This window comes from Thalassobius sp. Cn5-15 (assembly GCF_022347685.1).
In the GTDB taxonomy this organism is placed as follows: domain Bacteria; phylum Pseudomonadota; class Alphaproteobacteria; order Rhodobacterales; family Rhodobacteraceae; genus Thalassobius.
This window is the reverse complement of sequence record NZ_JAKRGF010000011.1, coordinates 49,410-75,995: the sequence shown is the minus strand read 5'-3', so window position 1 is coordinate 75,995 and position 26,586 is coordinate 49,410. Positions and strand designations below refer to the sequence as shown.

General features: G+C 56.6%; 25 protein-coding genes. 16 read left to right on the top strand and 9 right to left on the bottom strand.

Features of this window, described 5'->3' with window-relative positions:
• A partial coding sequence (locus tag MHM86_RS16605) for a transposase (protein ID WP_239201604.1) occupies positions 1 to 136 on the bottom strand: 136 nt, incomplete at its 3' end.
• Here MHM86_RS16605 and MHM86_RS16600 point away from each other — a divergent pair.
• The 7 genes from MHM86_RS16600 (at position 102) to MHM86_RS16575 (ending at position 7,546) form a co-directional block, all read left to right on the top strand.
• Complete coding sequence (locus MHM86_RS16600) at positions 102 to 722, top strand: hypothetical protein (RefSeq protein ID WP_239201605.1); 621 nt, start codon at positions 102 to 104, stop codon at positions 720 to 722. The genes MHM86_RS16605 and MHM86_RS16600 overlap by 35 nt on opposite strands.
• 2 nt (positions 723 to 724) lie before the next feature.
• The gene (locus MHM86_RS16595; protein ID WP_239201597.1) at positions 725 to 1,729 is read left to right on the top strand and encodes a TniB family NTP-binding protein; all 1,005 of its coding nucleotides are present in this window, start codon (positions 725 to 727) and stop codon (positions 1,727 to 1,729) included.
• Complete coding sequence (locus MHM86_RS17195; protein WP_370644207.1) at positions 1,726 to 2,328, top strand: TniQ family protein; 603 nt, start codon at positions 1,726 to 1,728, stop codon at positions 2,326 to 2,328. The genes MHM86_RS16595 and MHM86_RS17195 overlap by 4 nt, the downstream gene beginning before the upstream one ends.
• A gap of 18 nt (positions 2,329 to 2,346) precedes the next feature.
• On the top strand, positions 2,347 to 3,258 hold the full coding sequence (locus tag MHM86_RS16590; RefSeq protein ID WP_239201595.1) for a hypothetical protein: 912 nt from the start codon (positions 2,347 to 2,349) through the stop codon (positions 3,256 to 3,258).
• A 40-nt stretch (positions 3,259 to 3,298) separates the two neighbouring features.
• Positions 3,299 to 3,559, top strand: a complete 261-nt coding sequence (locus MHM86_RS16585) for a hypothetical protein (RefSeq protein WP_239201592.1) — start codon at positions 3,299 to 3,301, stop codon at positions 3,557 to 3,559.
• Between the two features lie 73 nt (positions 3,560 to 3,632).
• Complete coding sequence (locus MHM86_RS16580) at positions 3,633 to 3,932, top strand: HigA family addiction module antitoxin (protein WP_239201590.1); 300 nt, start codon at positions 3,633 to 3,635, stop codon at positions 3,930 to 3,932.
• Positions 3,933 to 4,129: 197 nt separating this feature from the next.
• Positions 4,130 to 7,546 carry an AAA domain-containing protein gene (locus tag MHM86_RS16575; protein ID WP_239201587.1) on the top strand — a complete coding sequence of 1,139 codons (3,417 nt, stop codon included), beginning with the start codon at positions 4,130 to 4,132 and terminating at the stop codon, positions 7,544 to 7,546.
• A gap of 449 nt (positions 7,547 to 7,995) precedes the next feature.
• On the opposite strand, the gene MHM86_RS16570 is transcribed toward MHM86_RS16575, so the two are convergent.
• From MHM86_RS16570 to MHM86_RS16550, 5 genes are all read right to left on the bottom strand, one after another.
• On the bottom strand, positions 7,996 to 9,159 hold the full coding sequence (locus tag MHM86_RS16570) for a TIGR03862 family flavoprotein (protein WP_239201584.1): 1,164 nt from the start codon (positions 9,157 to 9,159) through the stop codon (positions 7,996 to 7,998).
• The gene (locus MHM86_RS16565) at positions 9,156 to 10,478 is read right to left on the bottom strand and encodes a mechanosensitive ion channel family protein (protein ID WP_239201581.1); all 1,323 of its coding nucleotides are present in this window, start codon (positions 10,476 to 10,478) and stop codon (positions 9,156 to 9,158) included. Before MHM86_RS16565 ends, MHM86_RS16570 begins: the two co-directional genes overlap by 4 nt.
• A gap of 119 nt (positions 10,479 to 10,597) precedes the next feature.
• A complete protein-coding gene (locus MHM86_RS16560) occupies positions 10,598 to 11,167 on the bottom strand; it encodes a hypothetical protein (protein ID WP_239201578.1) in 570 nt (189 codons plus the stop codon).
• Positions 11,160 to 11,783, bottom strand: a complete 624-nt coding sequence (locus MHM86_RS16555; protein ID WP_239201603.1) for an enoyl-CoA hydratase/isomerase family protein — start codon at positions 11,781 to 11,783, stop codon at positions 11,160 to 11,162. Before MHM86_RS16555 ends, MHM86_RS16560 begins: the two co-directional genes overlap by 8 nt.
• 1 nt (position 11,784) lies before the next feature.
• Positions 11,785 to 12,531, bottom strand: a complete 747-nt coding sequence (locus tag MHM86_RS16550) for an SDR family oxidoreductase (RefSeq protein ID WP_239201575.1) — start codon at positions 12,529 to 12,531, stop codon at positions 11,785 to 11,787.
• A 131-nt stretch (positions 12,532 to 12,662) separates the two neighbouring features.
• Between MHM86_RS16550 and MHM86_RS16545 the strand changes: the two genes are divergently transcribed.
• From MHM86_RS16545 to lpxK, 5 genes are all read left to right on the top strand, one after another.
• Complete coding sequence (locus MHM86_RS16545; RefSeq protein ID WP_239201572.1) at positions 12,663 to 14,186, top strand: DUF2125 domain-containing protein; 1,524 nt, start codon at positions 12,663 to 12,665, stop codon at positions 14,184 to 14,186.
• Between the two features lie 238 nt (positions 14,187 to 14,424).
• Complete coding sequence (locus MHM86_RS16540; protein WP_239201569.1) at positions 14,425 to 15,771, top strand: TldD/PmbA family protein; 1,347 nt, start codon at positions 14,425 to 14,427, stop codon at positions 15,769 to 15,771.
• Complete coding sequence (locus tag MHM86_RS16535; protein WP_239201566.1) at positions 15,758 to 16,546, top strand: 3'(2'),5'-bisphosphate nucleotidase CysQ; 789 nt, start codon at positions 15,758 to 15,760, stop codon at positions 16,544 to 16,546. Before MHM86_RS16540 ends, MHM86_RS16535 begins: the two co-directional genes overlap by 14 nt.
• Before the next feature lie 10 nt (positions 16,547 to 16,556).
• Positions 16,557 to 17,789, top strand: a complete 1,233-nt coding sequence (locus tag MHM86_RS16530; RefSeq protein ID WP_239201563.1) for a 3-deoxy-D-manno-octulosonic acid transferase — start codon at positions 16,557 to 16,559, stop codon at positions 17,787 to 17,789.
• Positions 17,789 to 18,796 (top strand): tetraacyldisaccharide 4'-kinase, encoded by a 1,008-nt coding sequence (gene lpxK / locus MHM86_RS16525; protein WP_239201561.1) that lies wholly within the window; start codon positions 17,789 to 17,791, stop codon positions 18,794 to 18,796. The genes MHM86_RS16530 and lpxK overlap by 1 nt, the downstream gene beginning before the upstream one ends.
• A 353-nt stretch (positions 18,797 to 19,149) precedes the next feature.
• Here lpxK and MHM86_RS16520 read toward each other — a convergent pair whose 3' ends face one another.
• Together MHM86_RS16520 and ribA are read right to left on the bottom strand one after the other, a co-directional pair.
• On the bottom strand, positions 19,150 to 19,644 hold the full coding sequence (locus tag MHM86_RS16520) for a L,D-transpeptidase family protein (RefSeq protein ID WP_239201559.1): 495 nt from the start codon (positions 19,642 to 19,644) through the stop codon (positions 19,150 to 19,152).
• Positions 19,641 to 20,732 carry a GTP cyclohydrolase II gene (gene ribA / locus MHM86_RS16515; RefSeq protein ID WP_239201557.1) on the bottom strand — a complete coding sequence of 364 codons (1,092 nt, stop codon included), beginning with the start codon at positions 20,730 to 20,732 and terminating at the stop codon, positions 19,641 to 19,643. Before ribA ends, MHM86_RS16520 begins: the two co-directional genes overlap by 4 nt.
• 169 nt (positions 20,733 to 20,901) lie before the next feature.
• Between ribA and MHM86_RS16510 the strand changes: the two genes are divergently transcribed.
• Together MHM86_RS16510 and MHM86_RS16505 are read left to right on the top strand one after the other, a co-directional pair.
• Complete coding sequence (locus MHM86_RS16510; RefSeq protein ID WP_239201555.1) at positions 20,902 to 21,588, top strand: response regulator transcription factor; 687 nt, start codon at positions 20,902 to 20,904, stop codon at positions 21,586 to 21,588.
• A gap of 319 nt (positions 21,589 to 21,907) precedes the next feature.
• Positions 21,908 to 22,612, top strand: coding sequence for a sugar transferase (locus MHM86_RS16505; protein ID WP_239201553.1), 705 nt, complete (start codon positions 21,908 to 21,910; stop codon positions 22,610 to 22,612).
• Positions 22,613 to 22,674: 62 nt separating this feature from the next.
• On the opposite strand, the gene MHM86_RS16500 is transcribed toward MHM86_RS16505, so the two are convergent.
• A complete protein-coding gene (locus MHM86_RS16500; protein ID WP_239201551.1) occupies positions 22,675 to 23,781 on the bottom strand; it encodes a TauD/TfdA family dioxygenase in 1,107 nt (368 codons plus the stop codon).
• 299 nt (positions 23,782 to 24,080) lie between these two features.
• On the opposite strand from MHM86_RS16500, the gene MHM86_RS16495 reads away from it, so the two are divergent.
• Both MHM86_RS16495 and MHM86_RS16490 read left to right on the top strand, forming a co-directional pair.
• Positions 24,081 to 24,869 carry an exodeoxyribonuclease III gene (locus tag MHM86_RS16495; protein WP_239201548.1) on the top strand — a complete coding sequence of 263 codons (789 nt, stop codon included), beginning with the start codon at positions 24,081 to 24,083 and terminating at the stop codon, positions 24,867 to 24,869.
• Between the two features lie 67 nt (positions 24,870 to 24,936).
• Positions 24,937 to 26,526 carry a leucine-rich repeat domain-containing protein gene (locus tag MHM86_RS16490; RefSeq protein WP_239201545.1) on the top strand — a complete coding sequence of 530 codons (1,590 nt, stop codon included), beginning with the start codon at positions 24,937 to 24,939 and terminating at the stop codon, positions 26,524 to 26,526.
• The last annotated feature ends 60 nt before the right edge of the window (positions 26,527 to 26,586 follow it).

The window sequence follows — 26,586 nt, the reverse complement described above, 5'->3', positions numbered from 1 at the left end:
CGAATTTGGCTCGCCACTTGTAAAAACTGGCACTGCTCATGCCATGTTCGCGGCACAGCTCAGATACAGGCACGCCATTCTCTGCCTGGCGCAGGATCGCCATGATTTGTGCGTCGCTGAATCTTGCATTCTTCATCCGAATTCTCCTCGGTCATTCCTGCCGGAAAAATTCTACTTTTGAACACCACGATTTTGCGGGAGGATTACCCAAAGAGCTCATAAAGTTTCGGCGCGACAACAAAGGCAAGCCTGTTCGGGTGCGTATTGACCCTGACAACATTGGTGCAGTTTCCGTCGAAACTGATCGAACTTGGTATGAAGCACGTGCGCTGAATGGTGAGGAATTAGAGGGGCTTTCCATGGCCCATTGGACACGTGTCATGCGTGAACTGCGACAACGGCACGAAGCCGAAGCTGAACTCACTCTGCCTCAACGCAATCGTGCCATCCAAAAAATTCGCAAAATTGTGGATGATGCGCGCGAGCTCGGCGGGCTCGTTGACCCGGAATACACGGAAGATCGTCTTGCTTACCTGGAGAACAACCTCTGCGCCGGCATGATTTTCAATCATCCCGAAACCCTGCCTCAAAGTGCCTCCGACGCTCCATTCGGGCGAAAGATTGATCCCATCCGCCCCGAGGAACCGGACGTTCGAGTTCCACCGATAACGCAGGCTGAAACCGGATCCGATGACGAGCCTGAATGGAAACTGGAAGAATAATCATGACCAACACAAATCGATTGTCCCACGAAATCCATATGGAATTGGCCCGCTTGCGGAGCCGTTTTATGCCGCGTCAATGTTTCAATGACTTGTCTGACGCGCTTTGCAACCTTGAAGATCGCAGGCGCGCAGAAATTGCACAGGGCCTTCACCCCGAAGCTCGAGGCATTGCCGTCATCGGAAATTCCGGAAGTGGAAAGTCAACAGCAGTAGAACATCTGTTTCGAAAGCACCCATCACTGTCACTGCTAGCTGACAATGCAGATACCGCAGACATTGCCAGTTTTCTCGTGCCATCGCCTGCAACACTGAAAGGCGTAGGCATCTCTTGTTTGAGCGGGCTTGGGTACCCACTCATGCGTGATAGAACTGCGGGCATCATCTGGGAATTGGTGCAAAGCCATCTGCGAGAGCTTCAGGTTATGTTCCTGCATCTGGACGAGGCCCAAGATCTGATGGGATCTCAAAGCGAAAGAGAAATGCTCGCTGTCGTCAACACTCTGAAGTCATTGATGCAAAACAAACATTGGCCAGTGAGCATAGTCTTGAGCGGCTTGCCTGATCTACTGGCGCTGTTGAATTTGGATCCTCAGCTTGGTCGGCGATTCATACCGATTAGTTTTGGCCAGCTTGATGAAATCGACGATGGTCGAAACGTACGCTCCTTGGTTCAGCAATACTGTTCCGCAATAAGTATCGAGGCCAATCCTGAGCTGACATCCGATGACTTTATTGGTCGGTTGATACACGCCGCTGCGAATGAGTTTGGTATTCTTATTGAGATCGTTATCGGGGCAATTGAAATATGCTTGCGTCGCAAAGAAGCCGTTCTGGGCCAGCAGCACTTCATTGCTGAATTTCTTCGCCGCACCGGATGTACCAACGACCTTAACCCCCTTGTTCGCAAAAACTACTCGGCGATCAACCCTCGATGGTTACTTCCGAGCATTAAAGATTCCTCTGCCCAAATCGACCTCCCTGCTAAACGGCGGAGGAAGAAATGAGGCGCTTAAGATTATCCGTACGCCCTTTACCGGGCGAACCAGCAAATTCTATTGTTGGCAGGGTTGCTGCACGCAACGCTGCCAGTTTTGCCCAGGACTTTTGTGCTGATATGAATGCTTCCTGGCGAGCAGTATCAGTTGGCGAATATTCCGAACTCTCCAGCATGTCGGAATTGACTGGTATTTCGCTCGAAGAACTGCAGCGTGATACAGTCCGCGTTCGAGGGCATCTTGCCTACCAAATAAACGGGCAGCATCTGACAAGAAAATCCCTCGATAGAGGCACGCTTAAGATATGTCCCCTGTGTCTCCTCGAAGATCTAAACACAGCAGGAGAGCTCGGACGACACTGTCGCTTAGAATGGCTGCTCAGCGGTTATCATGTTTGTCATGTGCATCGCACCGTGATGCTCAGGCTTCCGGATGCCGAATATCCAAGATGCCCTCATGACTTCTATCAACGCATCCGAGACCACTGGGGATACATACGGCGTTCCGCTGAAGCTGCGGACGAGACGAAGGACAGCTTGGCTTGGGAAACATATCTTGCAAGCCGCATCAGAGATATCACAGCAGACACATGGTGCGACAACCTCTAGTTTGATTTGACCTGTCGCATGGCATTGAATTTGGGAACGGTCATCCGTTTTGGTGCTTCTCGAAATCCTTCCGACTTAAAACAAATGGAGATATCTCGCGCTGCGAATAGCGCCTTCGAAGCGATGAAGAGGGGGCGCAATTCGCTGTCCGCTGCGTTTCGGGAAGTTCGAGAGGCGTCAGGCAGCCCCAAACCAGGGTTTCATACGGATTTCGGAGCATTTGCGAGGTGGCTATATCGTGTCGATCACGGCAGTGCCAAGTATGCCAAACTTTTGGATATTGTTACTGAGCTTGCATTCAATAATTACCCGTTTGGTCCGGGAGATGTACTTTTCGGCAGAACCTGTCGCAAGCGGCGAATTCACAATATCACCTCCGCGGCCAAGCAGCACCGCTTGAAATATCCGCGTATGACAAGCTTGGTTTTGGGTTTGGGCTTGGGCTTGGGCAAGGATGGTTGCCACGAGCGCATCGAATTTTCAGCGCAAAAATACGATCCAATATTGAACGAATTTGCGCAGTGTCTTCGTCCGAAACCTGCAGCCAGGAGAATTGGTGTTCACCTGTCCATGTTGCAACGCTTAGCTAGCGCTCAAATTTTGAGGCCAAGGTTCGACTTTCCGACTATGCTGCCGGTCTACCACCCTGACGACCTTGATGAATTTACGGCTTCGGTATTCGAGCACACGGGGGGTGGTCTCCAATATTCCAACTGGTCATATTCTACTGATCAAGTTGTGCACACACGCCAAATGCTATTTCGAGGAGGTCGTTCAAGCCGCCCAATCCGGTTCATTAAACTCCCTTTGCAGTTTACCAACGGCAGTCGGAGTACAAGACTGTTTTGCGGACCTGGAGGATTTGCGAGATCAGATTCAAGCTCCGGCGCATCAAGGATACACGAAGCAAGATGCGAAACGCTTACTTAGAGTTAACGGTCCAACTGTCGCGCTTCTAATTGAAAAGTTGATGCTTCAGGCAAAAACGGTGCGACATCACCGTTCGCGTCGTCCGATGGTATTGATAACCAAAGATGACTTGCTGGAGTTTTTGCAGCAACATGTGACGTTAGGAATGATGGCATACGCCGCAAGAACGCAGGCGGTGCACGTTGCTACCAAGCTCGAAAAAGCAGGTATCTACCCGCTTCCCTTAGGTGCCAAGTTCAGCAAGATCTACGAACGCACCCCCCAAATAGAAAAACTCTTTTGTCCCGGATGCATCTCCTGAAAGCGAACCCCGGCCCGAACCTCAAGTAGGATTTCAACTATGGACTTGTCGAGCAACCCGATTGGAAAAGACAATGACACGATACCCGCAACGCCCGCCAACACATCCCGGTGAATTGCTACGAGAAGAGTTGCTGCCAACGACCAAGAAACCGAAAGCGGAAATCGCTCGTTTGCTCGGTATCTCCCGCCAGCGTTTGTATGATGTTTTGGGGGAACGCAAACCTGTAACCCCAGAAACAGCTATCCGTCTGGGCAAGCTGTTTGGAAACGGTGCTGACATCTGGATTCAAATGCAGAGCGCATATGATGTGTGGCATGCTTCTCGCGATGTAGATGTGTCCGGAATTCCGACATTAAAGACAGCCACATGAATGCGGCCGGGCGTGCTCCCAAGGACATACCGAGCGGTGGATTGATGAAAAGCAGTTCCAGGCACCCATGCTCGGTGGAAAACCGCCCGGAAGGGCCTGTCACCTATCAGAAAATCAGGCTATGCCTTGAGTTGTATTGAACAATTAGCTCGCACCAACTCCTTGTACGTTGCGGGCACTGAATTTGGCAGATTGCGATGAATAGTGGGTTCTATGAGACTTTAGGTTATTGGCGTGCGTCGTTGGCGGATGGTGCATTGGGGCGGGGTCGCTTCAGGCAGCGGGATCGGAAGGGTTTCATCGAACTGTCAAAAGACACCCTGCGCGAAGGTTTGCTGCCTAAAAACCAGGTTCGCAAAGTCTTTGAGGGACAGAAGCCGGATACCAAGGTGGTAGCCGTACAAATCTGGCCGATGGTCATGGCCCGGAGAACTTCCCACGGTGCGACTATATCCAATGGTTTTCCAGAAATCGTCGCACCTGTAGTTACTGAGGCGATTGTCGATAGAGACGGCAACATTCGACCTTCTCGAAACGTCATCGCGAGAGACGTTCTGAAGCCACTCCCCAACGATGTTTTTTCGCTCGGCAAGGTTAAAGATTTCGATGCCTTTCTTTCTGCATCGCCCTTCTCGCCTGACGAAAACTCCCCTGTTTGGGACCAATATCTAAAACACTGTCGTGCTATGCTCGATGCCGTCTCGCCAGGGTGGCCATCTGATGATGACAATTATGTCTCTGCCGGCGTGGGATTTATGGAGGTTTCCGGTGAGGCTGCCGCAGCTATTGCGCAAGTTATCAGCCTCTATGACACGCTGCTTGGTGAAAAACACAAAGCGCCGCTGTTAGAAAATCTTGCGGGATCGCCATCAACCAAAAAGGAGCTTTCTCCTCAGACGGAAGCGAACTTCATAAATCGACTGGGACACGCCAGCGATGAATTTCCGCTCGCAGATCATCAACGTCAGGTTCTTTCATATCTCTCAACGGGAAAACCCAGCGATGTGCTTGCCGTCAACGGGCCTCCTGGAACAGGCAAGACGACAATGCTCTTGTCAGCCATTGCAGACGCGTGGGTTCGCGCAGCGCTGGAAGAAAGTGCTCCACCGGTCATCGTCGCTGCGTCCACCAATAACCAGGCTGTAACAAACATTATCGACGCGTTCGGCAAGGATTTCTCTGAAGGCGAAGGCCCATTCGCGGGTCGTTGGTTGCCAGACCTAAAAAGCTACGGGTTGTTTCTTCCAGCAAAATCAAAAGAGGCCGAGGCTGCTCACCGGTATCAAACTGAGCGGTTCTTCAGTGAACTAGAAAGCCATGACTATGTTCCCCGCGCCAGAGACGCTTTTCTGGAGGCAGGGAAATCGGCATTTTCTGACCTTGAAAATCCAGACGTGAAAGAGATCGTTTCTTCCTTGCACAAGCGGATTACAGAAGAGGTTGCAAAGCTGTCTGATGCGGACAAGGCCCGGAAATGGGTTGAGGAGGCAACATCAAAAGTTGCTAATCTGTTGGGCGATGATGCCGAGACAGCTTTGCTGCAGCTGGAAAAAGCTATGCAGGACGGCGCTGCAGAGCTTGAGCGCCACAAAGCTTGGGAATCTGGCTGGGCCAAACATCAGGCTAACGAATCTGTCTTTCTCGCAATGTTCAACTTTCTTCCATCTGTGGCTCGAAAAAGAGTGATGAAAGGGCGTGTTGCGCTGGAAGCCATCGGCTGCACGCTGGATTTCTCCGATAGTCGTTCGGTTGAAAACATTGGGCATAGCCTTCGAGATGCGGTTCGTGTTGCACAGGAGGCAGCTCAATCCTCCGGCACCAGATATGAGGCAGCCCGATCTGCGCTAGACAATCTAGATCAGGCACAGAGAGCATGGGCGCGTGCAATAGAAAATCTGAAAGCACCGGTCGTTCCAGTGACTGATGCAGTGGACGTCGATAGGTTTGCCGATTGCCACACCCGTTTTCATCTTTTCCGACTGGCTTGCCACTATTGGGAGGGACGGTGGCTTCTGGAAATGGACGATAGCCTGGACGAAATCGTGGCCTCGCAACGAAAGACCGGGCGGAAAACAATCGAACCACGCTGGCACCGCCGTATGATGCTGACGCCCTGTGCTGTCTCCACGTTTGCGAGCTTGCCAGGCAAAATGAGCTTTGGTCTCAAGTCCGGCGGTGAATGGGGCACCGGCTATTTATTCGACTTCATCGATTTGCTGATTGTTGATGAAGCCGGACAAGTCTTGCCAGAGGTTGCGGCACCCTCGTTCGCTCTAGCGAAGCGCGCATTAGTCATTGGAGATACCCAACAGATTGAGCCGATCTCATCCGTGTCCAAAGCAGTCGATATCGGCAACCTGCAAAGCGCGGGTTTTCTGAAAGAGAACTATGCTGAGGACGATTTGGCGACACTGTCTGCTACTGGCATGCGTAGTGTTGACGGCAGTATAATGCGTCTCGCCCAGCAAGCATGCGTCTATGAGCCCTACCCGGAATTAGAGCGAGGGCTTTACCTGTTCGAGCATCGGCGCTGCTATGACGAAATCATCAATTTCAGCAACAAACTCTGCTACAAAGGATCGCTCAAACCGATGCGAGGCAGTGCTTCCGAGGGTCGCGCTGTGCCGTCAATGGGGTACCTACATATTGATGGTATGGCTTTGAGTTTTGGCGGCAGCCGCGCAAATGCGACCGAAGCCGCAACAATTGCAGACTGGCTCTCGGAAAATCGTCAGGATCTTGAAGGCCAATACAACAAAAAGCTGGAAGATATAGTCGGTGTCGTCACCCCCTTCGGACGACAGGTGCAAGAAATCAAACGGGCTTGTGCCGAACGAGGCATTGACGCGAAAATGACTGTTGGCACGGTTCACTCGCTTCAAGGGGCTGAACGACCGGTCATCCTATTTTCACCAGTCTATTCCAAACACGCCGACGGGCATTTCATCGACATGTCACCAAGTATGCTGAATGTGACCGTGTCTCGTGCAAAAGATAGCTTCCTTGTTTTTGGTGATATGGATGTGTTTTCGTCAGCGGTGAAAGGTACGCCTAGATCTGTCTTGGCTGAAAGTCTGTTCTCTCAACGCGATGGGGTGCTTGAGTTTACTGCGCAACCGCGCTCCGATCTTCAGGATTCAAGTCACCCGCTTTCGACACTAAGAGACGCAGAAGAACACGACCGGTTCCTAAAGGATGCCCTGTCCACAGCCCGCGAAATGACCATCGTCAGCCCATGGATCATTGCCTCAACAATGAAACGTGCAGGGTTGCTCGATGCCTTCCAAAGTGCGGTGGCACGCGGGGCAGAAATCGATGTCTTCGTAGATCCTCTGTTGAACCAGTTGAAGTACGACGATGGCGTAACACAGCTGGAAGCAGCAAAATCGGCGCTGCAGGAAGTGGGTGTTCGTGTTCATGAGGTGCGCCAACTGCATAGTAAAATTGTCATCGTGGACGCCAATCGTCTTTGCATTGGATCTTACAACTGGCTGAGCGCTGATCGAAAAGGCCGATATGCACGCCATGAAACGTCAATCGTCTACAATGGCTCGCATCTTCAAAGCGAGATTGATGTCATCAAGCAAAGCCTAGGTGCCCGCGAGAAACGCTAACTCCTCCGCGAAATCACTCTTTTTACCCAGTCTGCCGTGCGCTGGCGGGGTGGTTTCGCGCTTCCTGAAATCTGCGCTGTTTGATCTGGTGAAGCGACATACTTTCTGTCGAAAAGCGCCAATCTTTTGTCGACGCGGCGAGGCTAACTTGCTAGAATCTAATGGTATTATGAAAATTCAGACACCAAACTTCGTGTCACCTTACATCCACAGTACAACGAGTTGTGATGCTTGACCATTATGGTCGCTAAGCATGAATTTTCTCTGGAATCAGCATGTTAGCTGACGGAAGATCCCGGCGACAACCCAAAAGTGCGCAGCCGCCTCTAGCCTATCATAGACTATGGGGTACACATCACCGGGCTTGCGTCTGTCGGTCCTGCCATTCAGTGTGACTGGAAAATCTCGACAAGATCGAAATCACAGTCTGCGGACAAAGAGTGATTTGGTTATTCCGTCAGATATTTCACCGCCGCATCACCAGCCCAGCGCCCTGTCGCCAGACAGGCGGTCAGCAGATAACCCCCAGTGGGCGCTTCCCAGTCGAGCATTTCACCAGCAGCAAACACACCGGGGGCATTTCGCATCATCAAGCCCGCATCGAGCGCAGTCAACGATAACCCGCCCGCCGTTGAAATCGCCTCATCCATCGGACGTGGTGGCCCCAGCGGCACGGGCAGGTTTTTCAAAAGCGGTGCCAGATCGGCAGGCAATGGACGCGCCACCTCCATCACAAGGGCCAGTTTCGCATCATCCAGACGCGCGCCCTTACGCAGGCGATTCTTGGCGCTTTGCTTCTTACTTACGGCATTTAGGCGATCACGCAGCTGGTCCACACTCAGATCCGGCACCAGATCAAGGGTCAGCGGCGCCCCCTCACGCAGAGCGCGGGAAACGGCGTAGATCCCACCCCCCTCAATGCCCTGTGCAGACAGGACGCATTCGGCCCGAGCCGCCTTGACACCGGCGTTCAACACAATGTTTTTCAAAGGCTGACCAAAATGGGGACGCATGTGATCGCTCCACGCGACCCCAAACCCCATGTTGGCAGGCTGGAACGGAACGGTCTCTGGCATCATTTCAGCCCACGCCCCGTCTGAGCCCAACCGCGCCCAACTGGCACCGCCGCAGGCCAGCACGACCGCATCCGCCGTCAGATTCTGCGCCCCCTCAGACGTGTCAAACCGGAATACCCCCGACGTGCGATCCCAACCTACCCAGCGCCAGCGCGTGCGCACCTCAACACCGAATCCATCCAGCCGCGCCAACCATGCGCGCAAGAGAGGCGAGGCCTTCATAACGGTGGGAAACACCCGACCAGAGGATCCGGTAAACATCTCCTGCCCCAGCCCTTCGGCCCAAGCGCGCACCTCATCAGGCCCGAATACCTCCAGCATCGGGCGCAACCATGTTGCCGCCTCCTCATATCTGCTGAGGAACCGTTCAAACGGTTCCTCCTTCGTCAGGTTCAGGCCCGATTTCCCTGCCATCAGAAACTTGCGCGCCAGCGAAGGCTTCGCATCGACGAGCAACACGGAATGTCCCGCCGCTGCCAGCCGATCCGCCGCCATCAATCCGGCCGGTCCGCCCCCGATGATCAGAGCACGGCTCACGTCAGCGAACCGCCTTTGATCTCTACCACACGGTGGGGATAGGGAATTTCTATGCCCGCATCCTTCAGCGCGTTCCAGACGGCAAACAGCACCTGTGGCGTGTATTTGTTGCGCCCGTCGTCAATACCATTCACCCAGAACTCTACCGCAAAATCGATGCCGCTGTCGCCAAATCCACGCAACTCGCAATCCGGCCCGTCAGGATCATCCAGGACAAAGTCCAGCTTGCGCACCGCCGCCTCGATAATGTCCGGCACCTTGTTAATGTCAGTGTCATAGCTGACGGAAAACGGCGCTTCATACCGGTTGGCGCTGCCTTGGTCGGAGTAGTTCACCACCCGCGTAGTTATGAAATCCTCGTTCGGGACAACGATCCAGCGGCCATCATAGGTTTCCAGAATCGCAGCGCGGGCCGTCATCTTCACAATGGTACCCGCCTCGCCGCCGTCCAACTCGACATAGTCGCCAACTGTTGCCTGCCCTTCTAGCAGCAGGATCACACCCGAAATGAAGTTTGACGCGATCTTTTGCAGACCAAAACCTAAGCCAACACCGACGGCACCAGTCAGCACCGCCAGCGAGGTCAGCGGGATTCCCATGATGTTAAGAAAAACCAGAAAGGCGACACCGAAAATACCGATCTCGGCCGCCTTAACCGCCAGCTGACGGGTAGCGGGGCGCATCGCGTCTTGTTTCTGGATTAACGTGGCAGACTGATCGTTTGACCAACGCCCCAACCAGAAAATAATGCCACCCACCACAATGAACCGCAGCAAATCCAAGAGCGAGAACGACAGGTTGCCCAAAGGCACCACCGCGCCATCCAGCCATGCAGTGGCAAAATCCATTAAGCCCAGCACATAAACGCCAGCGATCGGCAACAGCACATAGCGCCCGATCAGGCCAAAGAGCGGATCCTTGATGATATCACGCACCATCGCGCGCACGGCGACGAACAGGAACACCCGCTTGCCAAAGGCAATCACCGCCCCACTGTCAAAGAGTGACCGCACAACACTTTCGCCAATGCCGGTGAACACATAGGCCAAAAGCGGCAGCAACAGCGGCAGGAACTGTCCGACAAACAAACGTCCGCGATCCAGATAGCTGAGCGCGCTTTCGGGGCTTAACCATTTCTGCAGAAACGGCTGCAGACGTTGATTGGCAAACCGCGCCGCGAACCACGCGACCAGCAACAGCCCGAATTGCGACCATGCGGCAGGCGATAGCAGCCAGCCCTGCGCCACGTCCCAGACCTGCACCGTCACCCCATAGGCCTGCTGCACAATCTCTGGCTGCTCGGAAATATTAAAATTCATTGGCCAATCGCCCCCGACACCGTTTGAAACACCCCACTCTCATGCCGCGCCTGCCCGACAAGGACAAGCGAGAAGAACCCGCAACTCTCCCCCGCAACGCAGTTTGACGCCAAAACGTGTTAAAACCGACAGTGTTTCAATCGGGCCTGCACAGAGGCTGCGGTTTCTTCGCTCCGTGCACGGTCAAGAATCTGCATAACCCGCATGCGCAGATCCGCATGTTGTGCCGCCAACTGGTCGGCGCCCGTGTAGGCCCAGGCACGCAGCATGGCCCGTTTAGAGGACAAGGCCCCGAACACCAGGCCCTGCGCCGCAGGCCGCAGTTGGCCTGAGAGGTCGAGCGCTGGCAGGATTTGCAGCATATGCAACTGCGTCGGCCAACGGGTTGAATGTGCCGCCGCGACCAATGCGGCGGAAATATCCGGCAAATCCTTGGCCCGTGTCCCGTTTTCCAGCGCATGTTTAAGCAACCATGTGGCGCCATCTGACAGGGCATCTTCGGCCACATAATCAACCAACAGGGGCAGATAATCTGCATCCGCCCCTGCCAGTTCCTCGTGCACTGCGGCTATCATCGCTTTGGATTTTCCATCCCAAGCATCAATGGCGGCGGCCAGCGCATCCTCAAATGGCCAGCCCTCTTCTCGCCACTCGCGCCAGTCACCCTGAGCAGCTCCCCGATCAGGCACCGAGTGATTTTCCCTCGCACATCTTCTTGATGTCACGGACAGTTTCAGGGTCAGCGTTCAGTGTGTCCTCAGCAATTGCACGGGCCTCGGCCACCACGTCGCCGTCAACGATCCGATCAATCAAGCCAAAACGCAGCGCCTCATCGGCCAAGATCTTCTGCCCGCCCATCAGGATCAGCTTGGTCCGTGCCGGACCAATCAACGCCGCCATACGTACAGGATCAGACGGCTGAGGCAGGTAGCCCAACTTCATCACTGGATAAAAAAACTTGGCCCCCGGTACCGCAATCCGCAGATCACAGGCCAACGCCATGCCATTCGCGCCCCCCGCCAGCGTGCCATTTAGCGCCGCGATCGTCAGCCCCGGCAGCGCCGCGATGGCACCAGACAGACGTTCCCATAAGGGGGACGTCGCCAGACCTGCCTTCGCCGCCTCAAGGTCGGCACCGGCGGAAAACACCTTACCCACACCAGTCAGGATCAACACCTGCACATCTCTGGCGCCCTCTGCGATCTCACACAAGCGTTCCAACATCTCCGCAGTCAGGGAATTGGCCTTGTCGGGACGGTTGATGGTCACAATGCGACAGCCACCCTGATCAATCACTTCGATCATTTTAAACAAGACCCACTGCTTTTCTGACTGTTTCATCCCGCAGGCTGACCTCCGTTCCGGTCAGATCGTCACCCGCTGGGCCACACATCCACATCAGACAGCGCGCCGGCCAGTCGGCGGGAATGTGATCGTCCCACGCCAGTTGTGCCACCGGGTTAATACCACTTTCCTTAATCTCGCGCTGCATCTGGGTGGCCACGGTGCCGGGCGACAGCCCCATGATGCGCACACCCTTACCGCGATATTCCAGATCGGCGCATTCGGTCAGCATTGCTGCGCCCGCCTTAGAGGAGCAATAAGCGCTCCACCCCTCCAAACCGCGATGGGCAGCCCCAGAGGAAATAGTGATGATCGTGCCGCCACCAGCGCCCACCATCTGCGGCAAGGCAGCGTGCATGCCGTTGAACACACCTTTGAGATTCACATCAATCACCGCGCCCCAGCCTTCAGGGCTGACATCGCCCAGCGCGCCGATGGGTTCGATCACCCCCGCGTTGTTGATCAGAATGTCGAGGGAACCGAACTGCGCCACCGCCTGTGCCACCGCGCCCTGCATATCGCCGTAAGAAGCCACATCGCCTGCCAAGGCCAGTGCACCAATCTCTTCGGCGATCTTGGCGATCCGTTCTCCACTGCGCGCAAGCATCACCACATTAGCGCCTTGTGCCGCAAATAAGCGGGAAGCCGCCTCACCAATCCCGCGCGACGCGCCAGTGATCAATACGGTCTTGTTATTGAAATCAGGCATCTTTACCTCCGTTACTGACCTCAAGTGGTAAACGGAACAAGCGTCGCGGTCTACCGTCCTGCGCCTTGACCCAACCCGCTTTAAGGCAGAAGCTATCGGAAAAATCATTTCCATACGGAAGGCAGAATTTTATGAAACGTACCCTCGCACGATCCTCGACCGCCATTGCTGCGCTGCTGATCGGCGCCCCCGCCGCCTTTGCCGACGTCACCCCGAAAGACGTCTGGGCCAACTGGATGCAACAGATGCAGGCCAATGACCTGACCGTGTCAGCAACGGAAACCATGCAGGGCAACGACCTGAAAATCTCCGATCTGAAAATGACCGGTGAGGTCCCCGAGATTGAGGACCAGCCTGCCTCCAACGTAGAAATCACCATGCCGGGATTAGAGTTGATCGATAACGGCGACGGCACCGTTGATATCAAAATGCCCAACAGTTTCCCCATGAACATTGCCTTCGAGGATGGCGAAGACAGCGGCAATGTCGTGATCAACTACAACTCCGCCGGGCTGAAAACCACCGCCTCCGGCGAGCCAGAGGCGGTCCAATACGACACTTCTGCCGCCTCGATCGAAATCGCTCTGGACAAACTGGTCTCGGAAGAGGGCGAACTTGACATCGGCACCGTCAAGGCAACACTTATCAACGTCAAAGGCAACACCTTGAGCATGGGCACCATGCTGCTGAAGTCAGAACAGACAATGACCGCCGAGCAGATGCTGATCACAGTGGATGCTATGGCGCCCGAGGGCCAAGCGGACGACTACGTGAAACTGAACGGCAGCCTGCGCAATGTGACCATCGGCGGGTCTTCTGCGATTCCGAAAGACGTGGACTACGAAGACATGTCCGCCGCGATGAAAAACGGCTTCGCGATTGAGGCGGAATTCAGCCACGCAGGTAGCGAAATGGATTTCGACATGTTGATGGATCAGGGCACACTTGTGGGCAACCAAAGTTCCGCCTCGGGCGAGTTTACCATGAGCTTTGATGCGGAAACCTTCCGCCTTGGCACTAAATCCAGCGATGCCAAAGCAACCGCAAAATCCGACGATCTGCCCTTCCCTGTTTCCTACAGCATGGGCGAAACCCTGTTTGATCTGGTGGTGCCGTTGGCGATGGACGACGCAGAGCAGAACGTGAAACTGGCGGTGACGTTGGCGGATTTCACCATGGATGATGCCCTGTGGAATCTGTTTGACCGCGATGCCCAGCTGCAGCGCGATCCGGCAACTGTCAGCTTTGACATCACCGGCAAAGTGAAGGTTCTGGCCGATCTCTTTGATAAGGAAACCCTGACCGAAGACGTCGCGCCCGGTGAACTGAGCGAAGTAACCCTCAACAACCTGACGGTCCGTGCCGCTGGCGCCGAACTAACCGGCGCGGGTGCCTTTACCTTTGACAACAGCGATCTGGTGACCTTCGGCGGCATGCCACGTCCCGAGGGCGCAATTGATCTGGCCCTGACCGGCGCGAACAAGTTGCTGGACACGCTGGTTGCAATGAACCTCGTGGGCCAGGATGACGTGATGGGCGCCCGCATGATGATGGGCATGTTCGCCGTGCCCGGTGAAGGTGAGGACAGCCTGAAATCCACCATCGAGGTGAACAGTGAAGGTCATGTTCTGGCCAACGGTATGCGCCTGCAATAAGGCCCTCTCCGCAGGAATAGAGACTGAATTGGCCGGGGTCATCCCCGGCCTTTCTCATTGTACGGCGATAACAGCCCACTGCACGAGACCAGATTGAAGTAATTCAAGATCACTGAAAAGGACGCCCGTCACGGTACCCTGGGGTGCAAAATTGGATGCAAAACTTGCGCAACGGCGGGCGGCGGTCTACCTCATGGGGATAAGAGATCCAAAGAGACAGACGACAAAGAGGCAGCCGATGACCCAATCCCTGAAAGAGCTGAGCCATGCCCTGCTGACAGCAGCCAAAGACGCAGGCGCCGATGCGGCGGATGCCATGGCGGTGGCGGGCACATCGATCAATATCGACGTGCGTGGTGGTGTGCTGGAACAGGCGGAACGCTCTGAGGGCACGGACATCGGATTGCGGGTTTTTGTGGGGCAGCGGCAGGCCAATGTCTCGGCCTCTGACACCCGTCCTGAAACACTGGCCGCGATGGCGGAACGTGCTGTTGCGATGGCGCGTGAGGCGCCAGAGGATCCTTATATCGGTCTGGCAGATCCCGATCAGCTGGCCCGTGACTGGGACACGGATGCGCTGGAACTGTATGACCCCACCCCTGAGCCAGACCCAGCGGCGCTGGAAGAGGACGCACGCCGCGCCGAAGCGGCCGCACGGGCCGTGAAAGGTGTGACGCAGGTGCAATCCAGTTCCGCCGCCTATGGCGCACGGGAGGTTTATCTGGCCGCCAGCAACGGCTTCGGCGGTGGATATATGCGCAGTGATCGCGCCACCAGCTGTGTAGCCATTGCCGGTACTGGCACTGGCATGGAACGTGACCACGATGGCGACATGCGCATTTTCCAAGCGGACCTGCGCAGTCCCGAAGATATTGGGGGAACCGCCGCACGCCGTTGTGTTGAACGTGTCGGCGCACGCAAGCCACAGACTGGCAGCTATCCCGTGTTGTTTGATGAACGGATTTCCTCATCGCTGATCGGCCACCTGTTGGCCGCTGCCAACGGCAGTGCGATTGCGCGAGGATCTTCGTGGCTCCTCGGCAAAGAAGGCACACAGGTACTACCCAAAGGCATCGATCTGCTAGAGGACCCGCATCGCCCGCGTACCTCAGGGTCGCGCCCCTTTGATGCCGAAGGTCTGGCGACCAACACGCGCAAGATTGTAGATGACGGCGTGCTGACCGGCTGGACGTTGGATCTGGCGACGGCGCGCAAACTACGTCTGCAATCTACCGGCAACGCAGTACGCGGCACATCAGCCCCGCCGGTGCCCAGCCCGTGGAATATTGCCCTGACCCAAGGCAGCGCAAGCCGTGACGACTTGCTGCAACAGATGGGCACCGGCCTGCTGGTCACCTCAATGATCGGATCAACGATCAACCCAAACACCGGTGACTATTCGCGCGGCGCCAGCGGGTTCTGGATTGAAAACGGTGAAGTGCAATATCCGGTGAACGAATGTACCATCGCTGGTAATTTACTGGACATGCTAGGGCGGATCATACCCGCCAATGACGCACGCGCGCACCTCAGCCGTGTTGTGCCATCCCTGCTGGTGGAGGGGATGACCCTTGCCGGCGCATGACCTTGACCTGCTGATCCACGCCGCCCGTTTAGCGGGCGAAACCGCGCTAACCTTTCACGGACCCGACGCAAAGTCATGGGAAAAACCCGGCGAACAGGGGCCAGTGACCGAAGCCGATTTGGCCGTCAACGCAGTCCTGGAACGCGAATTGCGAGGGGCCCGCCCCGATTACGGCTGGCTGTCAGAAGAAAGCGATGACAGCGCCGCGCGCCTGACACAGGAGCGTGTGTTCATCATCGACCCCATTGATGGCACTCGCAGCTTCATCGAAGGCTCCAAAAGCTGGGCGCATTCGATTGCCGTGGCTGAAGGTGGTCAGGTGACCGCCGCAGTTGTCTTCCTACCCGCCAAAAACAGGCTCTATGCCGCCGCAAAGGGTCTGGGGGCGACGCTCAACGGTGATCCGGTTCGGGTGACAGCACAATCCGGCCTGACCGGCGCCTCCGTCGTGGCGGCGAAACCAAACTACGCGCCCGAAAAGTGGGTGGATGGCGATGTACCTGACGTGCAACGCGTCTATCGCCCGTCGCTGGCCTACCGGCTCAGCCTTGTGGCGCAGGGGCGATTTGATGCGATGCTGACCTTACGCAACAGCTGGGAATGGGACATCGCCGCCGGAGCCCTGATCCTGACAGAGGCAGGCGCGACCGTAACCGACATGCACGGACAGGCACTGCAATTCAACAACCCACACCCGCAGGTCAAAGGCGTTGTTGCCGCTGGCCCGGCACTGCACGCAGATCTGACAGCGCGGCTGCTGTCCGCGCAAGGGTAAGGACCGCGCGATGCCTCGATCCCTCAGCCTGACCGCTTACATGGCACTGGCACGACGCGGCGCGGCGAGCCCGCAGAGCTTTGACCTCTCCCGCCCAGCGGGAGAGGTGATCTGGGCCCACGCCAACAGCCTGCAAAAGGCGGCCTCTCTGATACAGCTCTTTACCCTATTGGAAGTACAGCGCCCTGGCCTGCACCTGCTGCTGACCACCGCGCCGGGGCTCAGCCAGCCGGATCACCTCAAATCCAACATGTACTGGCAGGTGATCCCAGAAGATACCGCTGCGGATGTGACGCGGTTTCTGGACCATTGGCAGCCTGACCTATGCCTGTGGACCAGCGGTGATCTGCGCCCTGCTGCAATCGAGATGACTGCGCGGCGCAAAATACCACTGTTGCTGCTGGATGCGGAGGCCAGCGCGCTGGAAGATGCGCGATTCCGCTGGCTGCCGGATATGAGTCGCACACTGCTGCAGCGATTTGCCCGTATCATCGCGGTGGATGAAGCAGCCGCGCAACGGTTGGGCCGTATCGGCATCACCCGCAAGGCCGTGCGGGTTCTTGGCACTCTGCAGGAGGGCGGTGGCGCCCTAACCTGTGATGAGGCAACGCGCGAAGACCTAGCCAAACAGCTGGGCAACCGCCCCGTCTGGCTGGCCGCGATGGCACAGATGGATGAATTGGGCATGATAGGTCAGGCGCACAAAGCGGCACTGCGCCTGTCGCACCGCCAGTTGCTGATCCTTGTCCCCGACAATCCCGAAGACGGCTCACAGATGGCAGACCGTCTGCGCCGCTGGGGGTGGCGGTTGGCGATTTGGTCTGAAGGGCAGCAGCCCGATGAGGACACGCAAATCCTCTTGGCCGACACCTATGGCGAAATGGGCCTGTGGTATCGGCTAGCGCCTGTCACCTTCATGGGATCGTCGCTGGTACCGGGATTCGGCGGGCGTGACCCCTATGAACCAGCGGCACTTGGGTCAGCCATACTTTATGGTCCGAACGTGGGCCGTTACCTCAGCGCCTACAGCCGTTTTGTTGCGGCAGGCGCGGCGCGGATTGTAAAAGATGCAGACAGTCTGGCCAGTGCGCTGGCGACGCTGTCAGCGGCCGAACAGGTGGCGGCAATGGCGCATGCGGGCTGGGATGTCAGCTCTGCCGGGGCGGAAGTGACCGATGAGGTGATCGAGATGATCCACGACGCGCTTGATCTGGGGACACTTGATCAGGAAGGGGCAAGCTGATGCAGCCACCACGTTTCTGGGACAACGCCCCTGAGGCCGCAGGCATTCGCGCGACTTTCCTGGCTCCACTCGGTGCGCTTTATGCCCATCTGACCGCGCGACGTCTGGCCAAAGGCGACGCCTACCGCGCCAAAGTGCCAGTGATCTGTGTTGGCAACATCAACGCAGGCGGCACGGGCAAAACGCCGACAACAATCGCACTGTTGATGCAGTTGATGGGTATGGGGGTGAAACCCATCGTGGTCTCCCGCGGTTATGGCGGCAGCGAAAAAGGCCCGATCCTTGTCGATCCCATACGGCACACGGCATCAGAAGTCGGTGATGAACCGCTGTTGATGGCGGCCTTTGCCCCCGTGGTGGTCGCAAAATCCCGGGCTGAGGGCGCCAAACTGGCAGAGGCAGAAGGCGCCGATCTGATCGTGATGGATGACGGGTTTCAGAACCCCGACCTGCACAAAGATCTGTCGCTGATCGTGGTGGATGCCCACAAAGGGTTCGGTAACGCCCGTTGCCTGCCTGCGGGCCCTTTGCGTGAACCCGTGGACGCGGGGCTGGCCCGCGCGGATTTGGTCCTGTCCATCGGCGGGGCAGAGGCGCAGGCAGATTTCGCCGCCCGCTGGGGCAATGTGATCCGCAAGCACAAGCTGCCGCATCTGACCGGCGCGTTGGAACCGCTGCAGATGGGCATTGATTTCGCCGGCATGCAGGTTTTGGCATTCGCTGGTATCGGCCATCCAGAGAAGTTCTTTCGCACCCTTCGTGACCTTGGCGCTGATCTGGTACGGGCCGAAGGTCTGGACGATCACCAAACTCTGACACCTGCGCTGCTGGCTCGGCTGGAAAAGGAGGCAGCGCTGCGCGGCCTGCAAATGGTCACGACGGAAAAGGACGCCGTGCGCCTGCCAGAGCGTTTCCGCATGAAGGTGCTGACCGTACCTGTAAGATTGCAGATTGCAGAGCAGGATCGATTGCAGGCCGCACTGGATAGGGTGCTGCGGAGAGGCTGAGCACAACGATAGGTTCGCGCCCGAACCCGAAGGCGGGACTGTTCTGGGCAATCACTTCGCAGCAATCGGAGCGCTGCATAATTTTGACAAGCTTAAAATTCAGGCCCGCCCTGGGGGGCGGAGTCGGGCCCGAACCGGATCGCGTCGCGACCCGGAAAAGACTGCGCGATAAGGGACGCGCCTGACCCTGGGTGGGCGCATCAATTCGCTAGCACTCCTTCGATCGTGCACAATCCGAGATATCACATTCGTCTTGTCGGACGTCAGAAAAGCGCCCTCCCGTGGGGAGGGTCGGGCGCGGCCCGGGCTAACGCCCGTGCTAGTCCCTGAAATAAAGCGACACGCGCCTCAACTCACCCCACAATCACCTTCGTCCCGAAGGCAATCCGCCGTGACAGCGACAGTAGATGATCACGGCGAAAGGCGATGCAGCCCTCTGTCGGATAGTGCGGTCTACGCCATTGATGCAAGAAAATCGCCGATCCCTGCCCTGCCGTCGCATAGGGGTAATTCCAGTCAGTGAGCCACACCACATCATACAGAGGATCAGCACGACGCAGACGTTCGTGGCTGAAGCCATAAGGCGCGCGCACCTTCAGGTTATAGCTTTCATCGCCGCTGTCGTCCGACCACAGATCATTCGGCCCGATCGGCACCGCCCACTTGTTTGGCGCAGCAACCCGATCCGCGCGATACAGCATGCCCACAATCCGGTGCGTACCTACAGGTGTTGCGCCGTCGCCCTCGCGTTTATTGACGCACAGACCGCCCTTACCGATAGAACAGGGGTAATAGCGCCCTAGAAACCGCACCCCGCGCGGGGTCAGCACCAGATCCTGCGACGTCACAGCATATGCCCCGACTTTTGCGCCTTGGTAGCCAGATAATCGGTGTTGAACCGGTTTTCGCCTACCTTCAGCGGCACACGATCCACGACCTCAATCCCGTTCTTTTCCATCATCGCGATCTTGCGCGGGTTATTGGTCAACAGCCGCACCTTGGAAAAGCCCATCGACCGCAGCATCTTTGCGCCCAGTTTGAAATCGCGCTCATCATCTTCAAAGCCCAGACGGTGATTGGCCTCTACCGTGTCGAACCCCTGATCCTGCAAGGAATAAGCCCGCATCTTGTTGGCCAGACCAATGCCGCGCCCCTCTTGGTTGAGATAGAGGAGGACACCGGCCCCAGTCTCACCCATCTGCGCCAGCGCGCCACGCAGCTGCGGGCCGCAGTCACATTTCAGACTGCCAAGCACGTCGCCAGTGAAGCAGGCCGAATGCAGGCGCGCCAGAACCGGTTCATCCCGTGCGGGCGCGCCGACCTCAAAGGCGTAATGCTCTTCACCGCCATCTTCGGGGCGGTAGATGTGTAAACGTCCGGCCTCGCTTGCCTCCACCGGCAGGCGGGCGGCCACAACGGGATGCGGCTGCGGCGACGCCAGCAGAATGGGACCCGCCAGATCCGCAGGCACCGCGGTCAACAGGTTCGCAGCTGCAAAACCCGCCGGGTTGGCCTGATCAAGCAGCACCGCCGCAGGCAGCAGACGCGCGGATTTAGCCAGCGCAATCGCAACACGGTTCAGATCCGCCGCACCCTCGCGGCTGGTTTGCAGCGGACCTTTCATCGGGTTTGACAGATCATCAGCAGGATCGGCAATCGACTGCACCCAAGCGCAGGTCGCATCATCGGGAATCCTCACACGGGCCAGATCGCCGTCATAGGCACGCGCCTTCAGAGTTTCGGCACGTCGCGCCGTAATCGCCAGAATCGGTTGCCCGCCAAGGACGCGCAAATCGGCCAATCGTTGCGGATCAAGCGTTTCCGCAGCCATCATAATGGCGCCTTTGCCCCCAGACATCAGGACAACAGGCACGCCCATTCGCAGGTCTGCGCGGGCGCGGGCGATGATTTCTGTTACATTCGGGGCAAATGACATGGCCGATCTTCCCTATCTTGGAGGCTTGATTTAGCCGTTTTTGCAACAGATTGAAACAATCACGGCGACGAAAACACGTCCGCGTGAGACAGATGCAGCAAATCTTGTTCTGAGGCGCAGACCATCGCATGTCTAATAGCAAGACAACGGAGGACGAACGGAGGACCTCATGGCACAGTTAAAGAAAATCCTGTTAATTGATGACGATGAGGACCTGCGCGAAGCCCTCAGCGAACAGCTGATCATGACCGAAGACTTCGACGTCTTTGAAGGGGGCAATGGTGTTGAAGCCATGGCCAAGGTCAAAGAAGGCCTCTACGATCTCATCATTCTGGACGTTGGCCTGCCCGACACCGACGGGCGCGAGCTGTGCAAACTGATGCGCAAGCAGGGCGTGAAAAGCCCGATCCTGATGCTGACCGGACATGATTCGGATGCAGACACCATTCTGGGTCTGGACGCAGGCGCCAATGATTACGTCACCAAACCGTTCCGCTTCCCCGTGTTGCTGGCCCGCATCCGCGCCCAGCTACGTCAGCACGAGCAGAGCGAAGACGCGGTTTTCCAACTAGGCCCATATTCCTTCCGCCCGTCAATGAAGCTCTTGGTCACCGAAGACGATCGCAAGATTCGCCTGACCGAGAAAGAGACCAACATCCTCAAATACCTCTACCGTTCTGCAGATGGTGTGGTGCCGCGCGATGTGCTGCTGCATGAGGTCTGGGGCTACAACGCCGGCGTCACAACCCATACTTTGGAGACTCATATCTATCGTTTGCGCCAAAAAATTGAGCCAGACCCTACGAATGCGCGTCTTCTCATCACCGAATCCGGCGGCTATAAATTAGTAGCCTAAGTGTTTATCGGCGTTCTTGAATACCCAGTATCAATGGCACCTACCTCCCTCCAAGATTGCCATTGATCTGGTTGCCGCCGCGCAGCCGGCTTTCGCTGCGCACCTCCCTGTTGGACTAGCCCGGGCTCTGCCCGGGTTCTTTTTTATGCACTTGCAGCAAAAATAGCTTAGTGCCCCTGTAAGCACGATGCCTATTAACCCTTTGTTAAGAGGTGTCGGCGCAATTTGACTCAAAGTTGAAATATGGATTCTTGCGGAGTGGACAGCCGCGAGGGTCACAACCTTGCCTGAAAAATGCATATTACGAAGGGGACTCGAAATGCGCATTGCAAATGCTGCCCAGACAGAGGTGCCGCTGGCCGGTGCCCCTGCCCACGCGATCGCCGCTGCCACGACGACCGTCAAACTGGATGATCTTTACCGCCGCTATGGCAAACGAACGCTGGACCTGTGCCTGGCGGTTCTGATGCTGCCGACCCTGATTCCGATCATTGTCCTCCTGTGGCTTATGGTGCGTCTGGACGGTGGGCCGGGGTTCTTTGGCCACCGGCGGGTGGGGAAAAGTGGTATTGCGTTCAAATGCTGGAAAATCCGCACCATGGTCCCCGATGCAGAGGCGCAGTTGCAGGCCCATCTGGCCAAGAACCCCGCCGCCGCTGATGAATGGGCCCGCGATCATAAACTGACCGATGATCCGCGCATCAACAAGTTGGGGCAGTTCCTACGCAAAAGCAGTCTGGATGAGTTACCACAGATCTGGAATGTCCTGAAAGGCGAGATGAGTTTTGTCGGGCCGCGCCCGATCGTGATGGACGAACTGCCCAAATACGGTACCTACGCACCCTGTTACCTGGCCCAGAAACCCGGCATCACCGGATTGTGGCAGGTTTCAGGGCGCAACGACATTTCCTACGACGAACGAGTAGATCTGGACGTCTCCTACCTGACCGCCTGCGGCCCTCTAACCGACCTAAGGATCATCCTGAAAACCGGGCTGGCGGTCTTGCGACGCACAGGAAAATAAGACCGTTATACGAAGGCTGGCACGTTATACAGGCAAATTATACAGGCATCGCTGTCACGCATTTAGCGTGACAGCACCCGCAAACGGCTTTCAAACTCACCGCGATCCACATAACAGCCACGCAAATGGCGGCGGCCGGTATTGGGGTCAAACGCCTCACGCCCATGCAGGACACGGCGGTTGTCAAACACCGCCATTTCACCAGCCTGCAGCTTGAACATCACCAGATAGGCTGGATCACGGCTCATTTGCATAAACCGGCGGTACGCGCGGTAATAAGCGGGCATCTTTTCTGGCGCGATGTCCAGAATTCCCGCAATATGCGCGTTGAAGCAGATCTCCTTCAGGCTCCCGTCTTCGTCCAGTGTGATCACCTTCTTGCGCGACCGGATATCCGTGTCGCCATCGTGGAACCGAAATGGGACAGAAATAGTGGAGAGGAGATCAAACGCCGCTGGATCTTCGGCCCGCAGATCCTCTGCCACAGCAAACCCATCACTGAACAGCGACCCGCCGCCTGAGGCCTCATTCGCCAGGCAATGCAGGAACTGAAACCCGGGCGGCAGTTCCTGATTGGTCAGGTCCGTGTGCAACGGCAAGGCGATGGGCGTATAGGCAAGGTTGTTAGGATTAGGCTTTGATTTCACCTCAAACGTGACGCCAAAGTTGGTTTCGCGCAGGAACCCGATCCGCTGCGCCACTTCAATGCCCGCATCTGGATCGTCCGGCAGCCCTTCAACCAGCGACAACCCACTACACTGGGTGGCCACCAGCCAATCGCGCAAGGCATCGTCAGACGATAAAATATCCGCTGCGGTCAGCCGTGGCACCGCATCGGCGACCATATCCGCGCGCCAGCACTGAATGCCGGTACGGGCTGGATCGGCCAGCGCATGGCCGGGACGATGCGCAGCCAGCCAGTCAAGCGGATAGCGCGTTGTCACATCATCCTCAAACCGCAGCGCCAGCGCATCGCCATTCACACCCGCTTCGACAACGGCAATATCCAGCGAAATCTCCGTCAGATCCGCAACCCGTTCGTGGGTGTCGGGATGAAATCCGGCCGGATCGTTGTCGCGCAGCCAGAGGAAGGGATAGGTGCCAATCGCACCATCATCAAAGGTCAGGGTAACGGCACCGGTGTCGGCGCATAGCTGTACCTGCGTCATGGGAAAACTCCATCCATGTGGGAAAACTGTTGGAAAGGTAGAGACGAACACCGCCCTCAGGCGGCACGCGCCTTGGGCGGCGGCCACCAATCATGAACTTTCTTGTAGGGGTGCCCCGGACGGCGCCCGATCACAACAGCCACGCTGATCCCTTTCACGGATTAGTCCCCTTAGGCTGATGCAAAACCTGTCCGGCTGGCAAGGAAAAACTCAGCAACCGCCCGCTGTTCACGTCGCCCCCTGTTCATGACGCTATTGCAGTGCTACCCCTATCCGCGAACCATGAATTGGAGCCGCCCATGTCCTTCACCCTTGCCACCTGGAACATCAACTCGGTCCGCCTGCGTGAACCGATTGTCTGCAAACTGATGGCAGAGGAAGGGCCTGATGTCCTCTGTCTGCAAGAATGCAAAAGTCCGGTGGACAAAATCCCGATGGAGGCATTTCGTGAGCTGGGTTACAGCCACATGATTGCGCGCGGGCAGAAGGGCTACAACGGCGTCGCCATCCTGTCAAAGCTCCCCATAGAGGAAGCTGGCAGTGAGGATTTCGCCGACCTAGATCACGCACGCCACATTGCTGGACGGCTGGAAAACGGGGTGACGATCCACAATTTCTATGTTCCCGCAGGCGGCGACAAACCAGATCGCGAGATCAATGAGAAGTTCGGCCAGAAACTGGACTATCTGACAGAGATGCGTGATTTCTTTGTCGCCAATAAGCCGGAAAAATCCATTCTGGTCGGCGATCTGAACATCGCCCCACGAGAAGATGACGTTTGGGATCACAAGAAGCTGCTGAAAATCGTTAGCCACACACCGGTTGAGGTTGATCACCTGACGCAAGTGATGCAGGCAGGCGATTGGGTCGATGTGACCCGTCAGGATATTCCCGAAGGCCTGCTCTACAGTTGGTGGTCCTACCGTGCCCGCGACTGGGACGCCGCAGACAAAGGCCGCCGCTTGGATCACGTCTGGGCCACCCCCGACATTGCCCCAGCCGCCCACAGCAGCCGCGTGTTGCGCGACGCACGGGGCTGGGAAAAGCCATCCGATCACGCGCCGGTCTTTGCGACCTTTGACGTGTGATCCGCGCAACTTTTGATTGTTGAAAAGCCCACCTCTTGCTAGCATATCACCGGCGAGGGGGCGTGGAATGATCGAAACAAAAGCTGCTTATGAACGGGCTGTCGACCTAATCGAGATGGCCCATTCAGAAGGCTGGGAAGAACTGACTTTCCCGCGTGAGACCTTTGAAACTCTAACAGAGCTTCCTCATTCAATCGCTAAAGCTGTGTCGCTTAAACGGTTGGATATCAGCCAGACCTCAGTGTTTAGACTACCTAGGCTGGGAAAATTGCAAAATCTTGAACAGCTTGATGCCAGCACGGGCTACATCGAAGACGTTAGTTCAGCTGAATTCCCTGCCGGTCTTAAAAAAATTTGGCTCAATAACAACGCCGCCCTGCAAAACATCGATAGCCTTTCGCAGTGTGGTCTTTTGGAAGGCATAGATCTCGACAATACATCTGTCACGAACATCTTCGCATTGTTCGGTCTTACGCACCTAAAAACGCTGCGCCTGCAAAACACACTCGTTAGGGACTTAGGCATAATAGACCTACTTCGTAATCTTGTTCGCCTTGATATCTCAGGCTCCGATGTTTTGGATCTGCGCCCACTTCTGACCTTACTGCAATTGGCCGAGAATCCCAGTGGACCTGGACTGACCTTTGAGAATTGTGCTGCCGCGCGAAATGATTCCCGAATTGCTGAAATCGCCGCCATCCCAGACGCGACAAAACGCGCCGAAACGTTGTTCCATTACCTTGGGTGGCATGATCCTCGGGGCACCAGCAGCTCGACGCCCCCAATTCCTTCACGTCGTCCGGCTCCGCTTGAGACAGAGATTGTTGAAGGTCACATGGTGCGGGCAGGCGGTGTGGATCTACCCCTTCCTGACGCGATGCAACGGGCTGAAAGGGGTTGGCAGGCGCTACGGACTTATACAGATAGCTTTGCCACCAGTTTCAGCATCGACAACTACGCGCCGCTGCCTGGCATATTAAAAGCCTTTCAAAACGCGCTGGGGGATACGTTCGATCCAAACAATCAGGTTTCCATCGGCGTCTTTGGCAGCCGCGTGGTCAGCCTGTCCCAAAATGACGATTTCCTACACTGCCTGCCCACCGGCGCGGATACCGATTTGCAGGGGCTCGCGGCGCAGATTGCCCTCTACGTGGACCGCTTCCCAGATTGGGGCACCTATCAGGCCGAAGCCTCTACCTCCCCTGCCGCGATGGAACGGGTCGCTGAAGAAAAAGCGGCCTTCACCGATCTAAGCGTCAGCCTATCAAAGAGCGCGGAAACCAACCGGGACGTGGCCGAAGAGTTTGCAAATGAACTGAACATTGCCATCGGCCCCGAAGGGGATGAAGAAAGCGCGACTGCTCTCGTCGCTTCGACGCGTGAAACACTGCGCACACTGGGTGAAGATGCCATCAATAGGATCAAAAAAGGCCAGATCATCCGCGACAGCGTGGCGGGCATGGATGAGGTTGCAGATGGCGAATGGGCCAAATTGAAATTCTGGGCGGGCGGCTGGACGCTGGTTCTGTTGCAGCGAAATGAACAACCGCTGCGCCGCCTGGCCGTCCGCTTTCCTGAACGCCTGGGCTGGATTGCTCCGGTGTTGGACTACCTCTGCAGCCAACCTGACGATCAGGATACTCAGGGCACGATCTGATCGCCCCTTGAGACACAAGAGTTATACGTCCATATAAAGTACAACACGAATTTAGCCGGG

Bases quoted from the DNA above. Each gene is read 5' to 3' on its own strand.
- MHM86_RS16530 (WP_239201563.1), top strand. From the start codon at position 16,557: ATGCCTCGATCCCTCAGCCTGACCGCTTACATGGCACTGGCACGACGC.
- MHM86_RS16550 (WP_239201575.1), bottom strand. From the start codon at position 12,531: ATGCCTGATTTCAATAACAAGACCGTATTGATCACTGGCGCGTCGCGC.
- lpxK (WP_239201561.1), top strand. From the start codon at position 17,789: ATGCAGCCACCACGTTTCTGGGACAACGCCCCTGAGGCCGCAGGCATT.
- MHM86_RS16505 (WP_239201553.1), top strand. From the start codon at position 21,908: ATGCGCATTGCAAATGCTGCCCAGACAGAGGTGCCGCTGGCCGGTGCC.
- MHM86_RS16565 (WP_239201581.1), bottom strand. From the start codon at position 10,478: ATGAATTTTAATATTTCCGAGCAGCCAGAGATTGTGCAGCAGGCCTAT.
- MHM86_RS16500 (WP_239201551.1), bottom strand. From the start codon at position 23,781: ATGACGCAGGTACAGCTATGCGCCGACACCGGTGCCGTTACCCTGACC.
- MHM86_RS16490 (WP_239201545.1), top strand. From the start codon at position 24,937: ATGATCGAAACAAAAGCTGCTTATGAACGGGCTGTCGACCTAATCGAG.
- MHM86_RS16580 (WP_239201590.1), top strand. From the start codon at position 3,633: ATGACACGATACCCGCAACGCCCGCCAACACATCCCGGTGAATTGCTA.
- MHM86_RS16575 (WP_239201587.1), top strand. From the start codon at position 4,130: ATGAATAGTGGGTTCTATGAGACTTTAGGTTATTGGCGTGCGTCGTTG.
- MHM86_RS16590 (WP_239201595.1), top strand. From the start codon at position 2,347: ATGGCATTGAATTTGGGAACGGTCATCCGTTTTGGTGCTTCTCGAAAT.
- MHM86_RS16555 (WP_239201603.1), bottom strand. From the start codon at position 11,783: ATGATCGAAGTGATTGATCAGGGTGGCTGTCGCATTGTGACCATCAAC.
- MHM86_RS16595 (WP_239201597.1), top strand. From the start codon at position 725: ATGACCAACACAAATCGATTGTCCCACGAAATCCATATGGAATTGGCC.
- MHM86_RS16545 (WP_239201572.1), top strand. From the start codon at position 12,663: ATGAAACGTACCCTCGCACGATCCTCGACCGCCATTGCTGCGCTGCTG.
- MHM86_RS16540 (WP_239201569.1), top strand. From the start codon at position 14,425: ATGACCCAATCCCTGAAAGAGCTGAGCCATGCCCTGCTGACAGCAGCC.
- MHM86_RS17195 (WP_370644207.1), top strand. From the start codon at position 1,726: ATGAGGCGCTTAAGATTATCCGTACGCCCTTTACCGGGCGAACCAGCA.
- MHM86_RS16495 (WP_239201548.1), top strand. From the start codon at position 24,081: ATGTCCTTCACCCTTGCCACCTGGAACATCAACTCGGTCCGCCTGCGT.
- MHM86_RS16600 (WP_239201605.1), top strand. From the start codon at position 102: ATGATTTGTGCGTCGCTGAATCTTGCATTCTTCATCCGAATTCTCCTC.
- ribA (WP_239201557.1), bottom strand. From the start codon at position 20,732: ATGTCATTTGCCCCGAATGTAACAGAAATCATCGCCCGCGCCCGCGCA.
- MHM86_RS16510 (WP_239201555.1), top strand. From the start codon at position 20,902: ATGGCACAGTTAAAGAAAATCCTGTTAATTGATGACGATGAGGACCTG.
- MHM86_RS16585 (WP_239201592.1), top strand. From the start codon at position 3,299: ATGCTTCAGGCAAAAACGGTGCGACATCACCGTTCGCGTCGTCCGATG.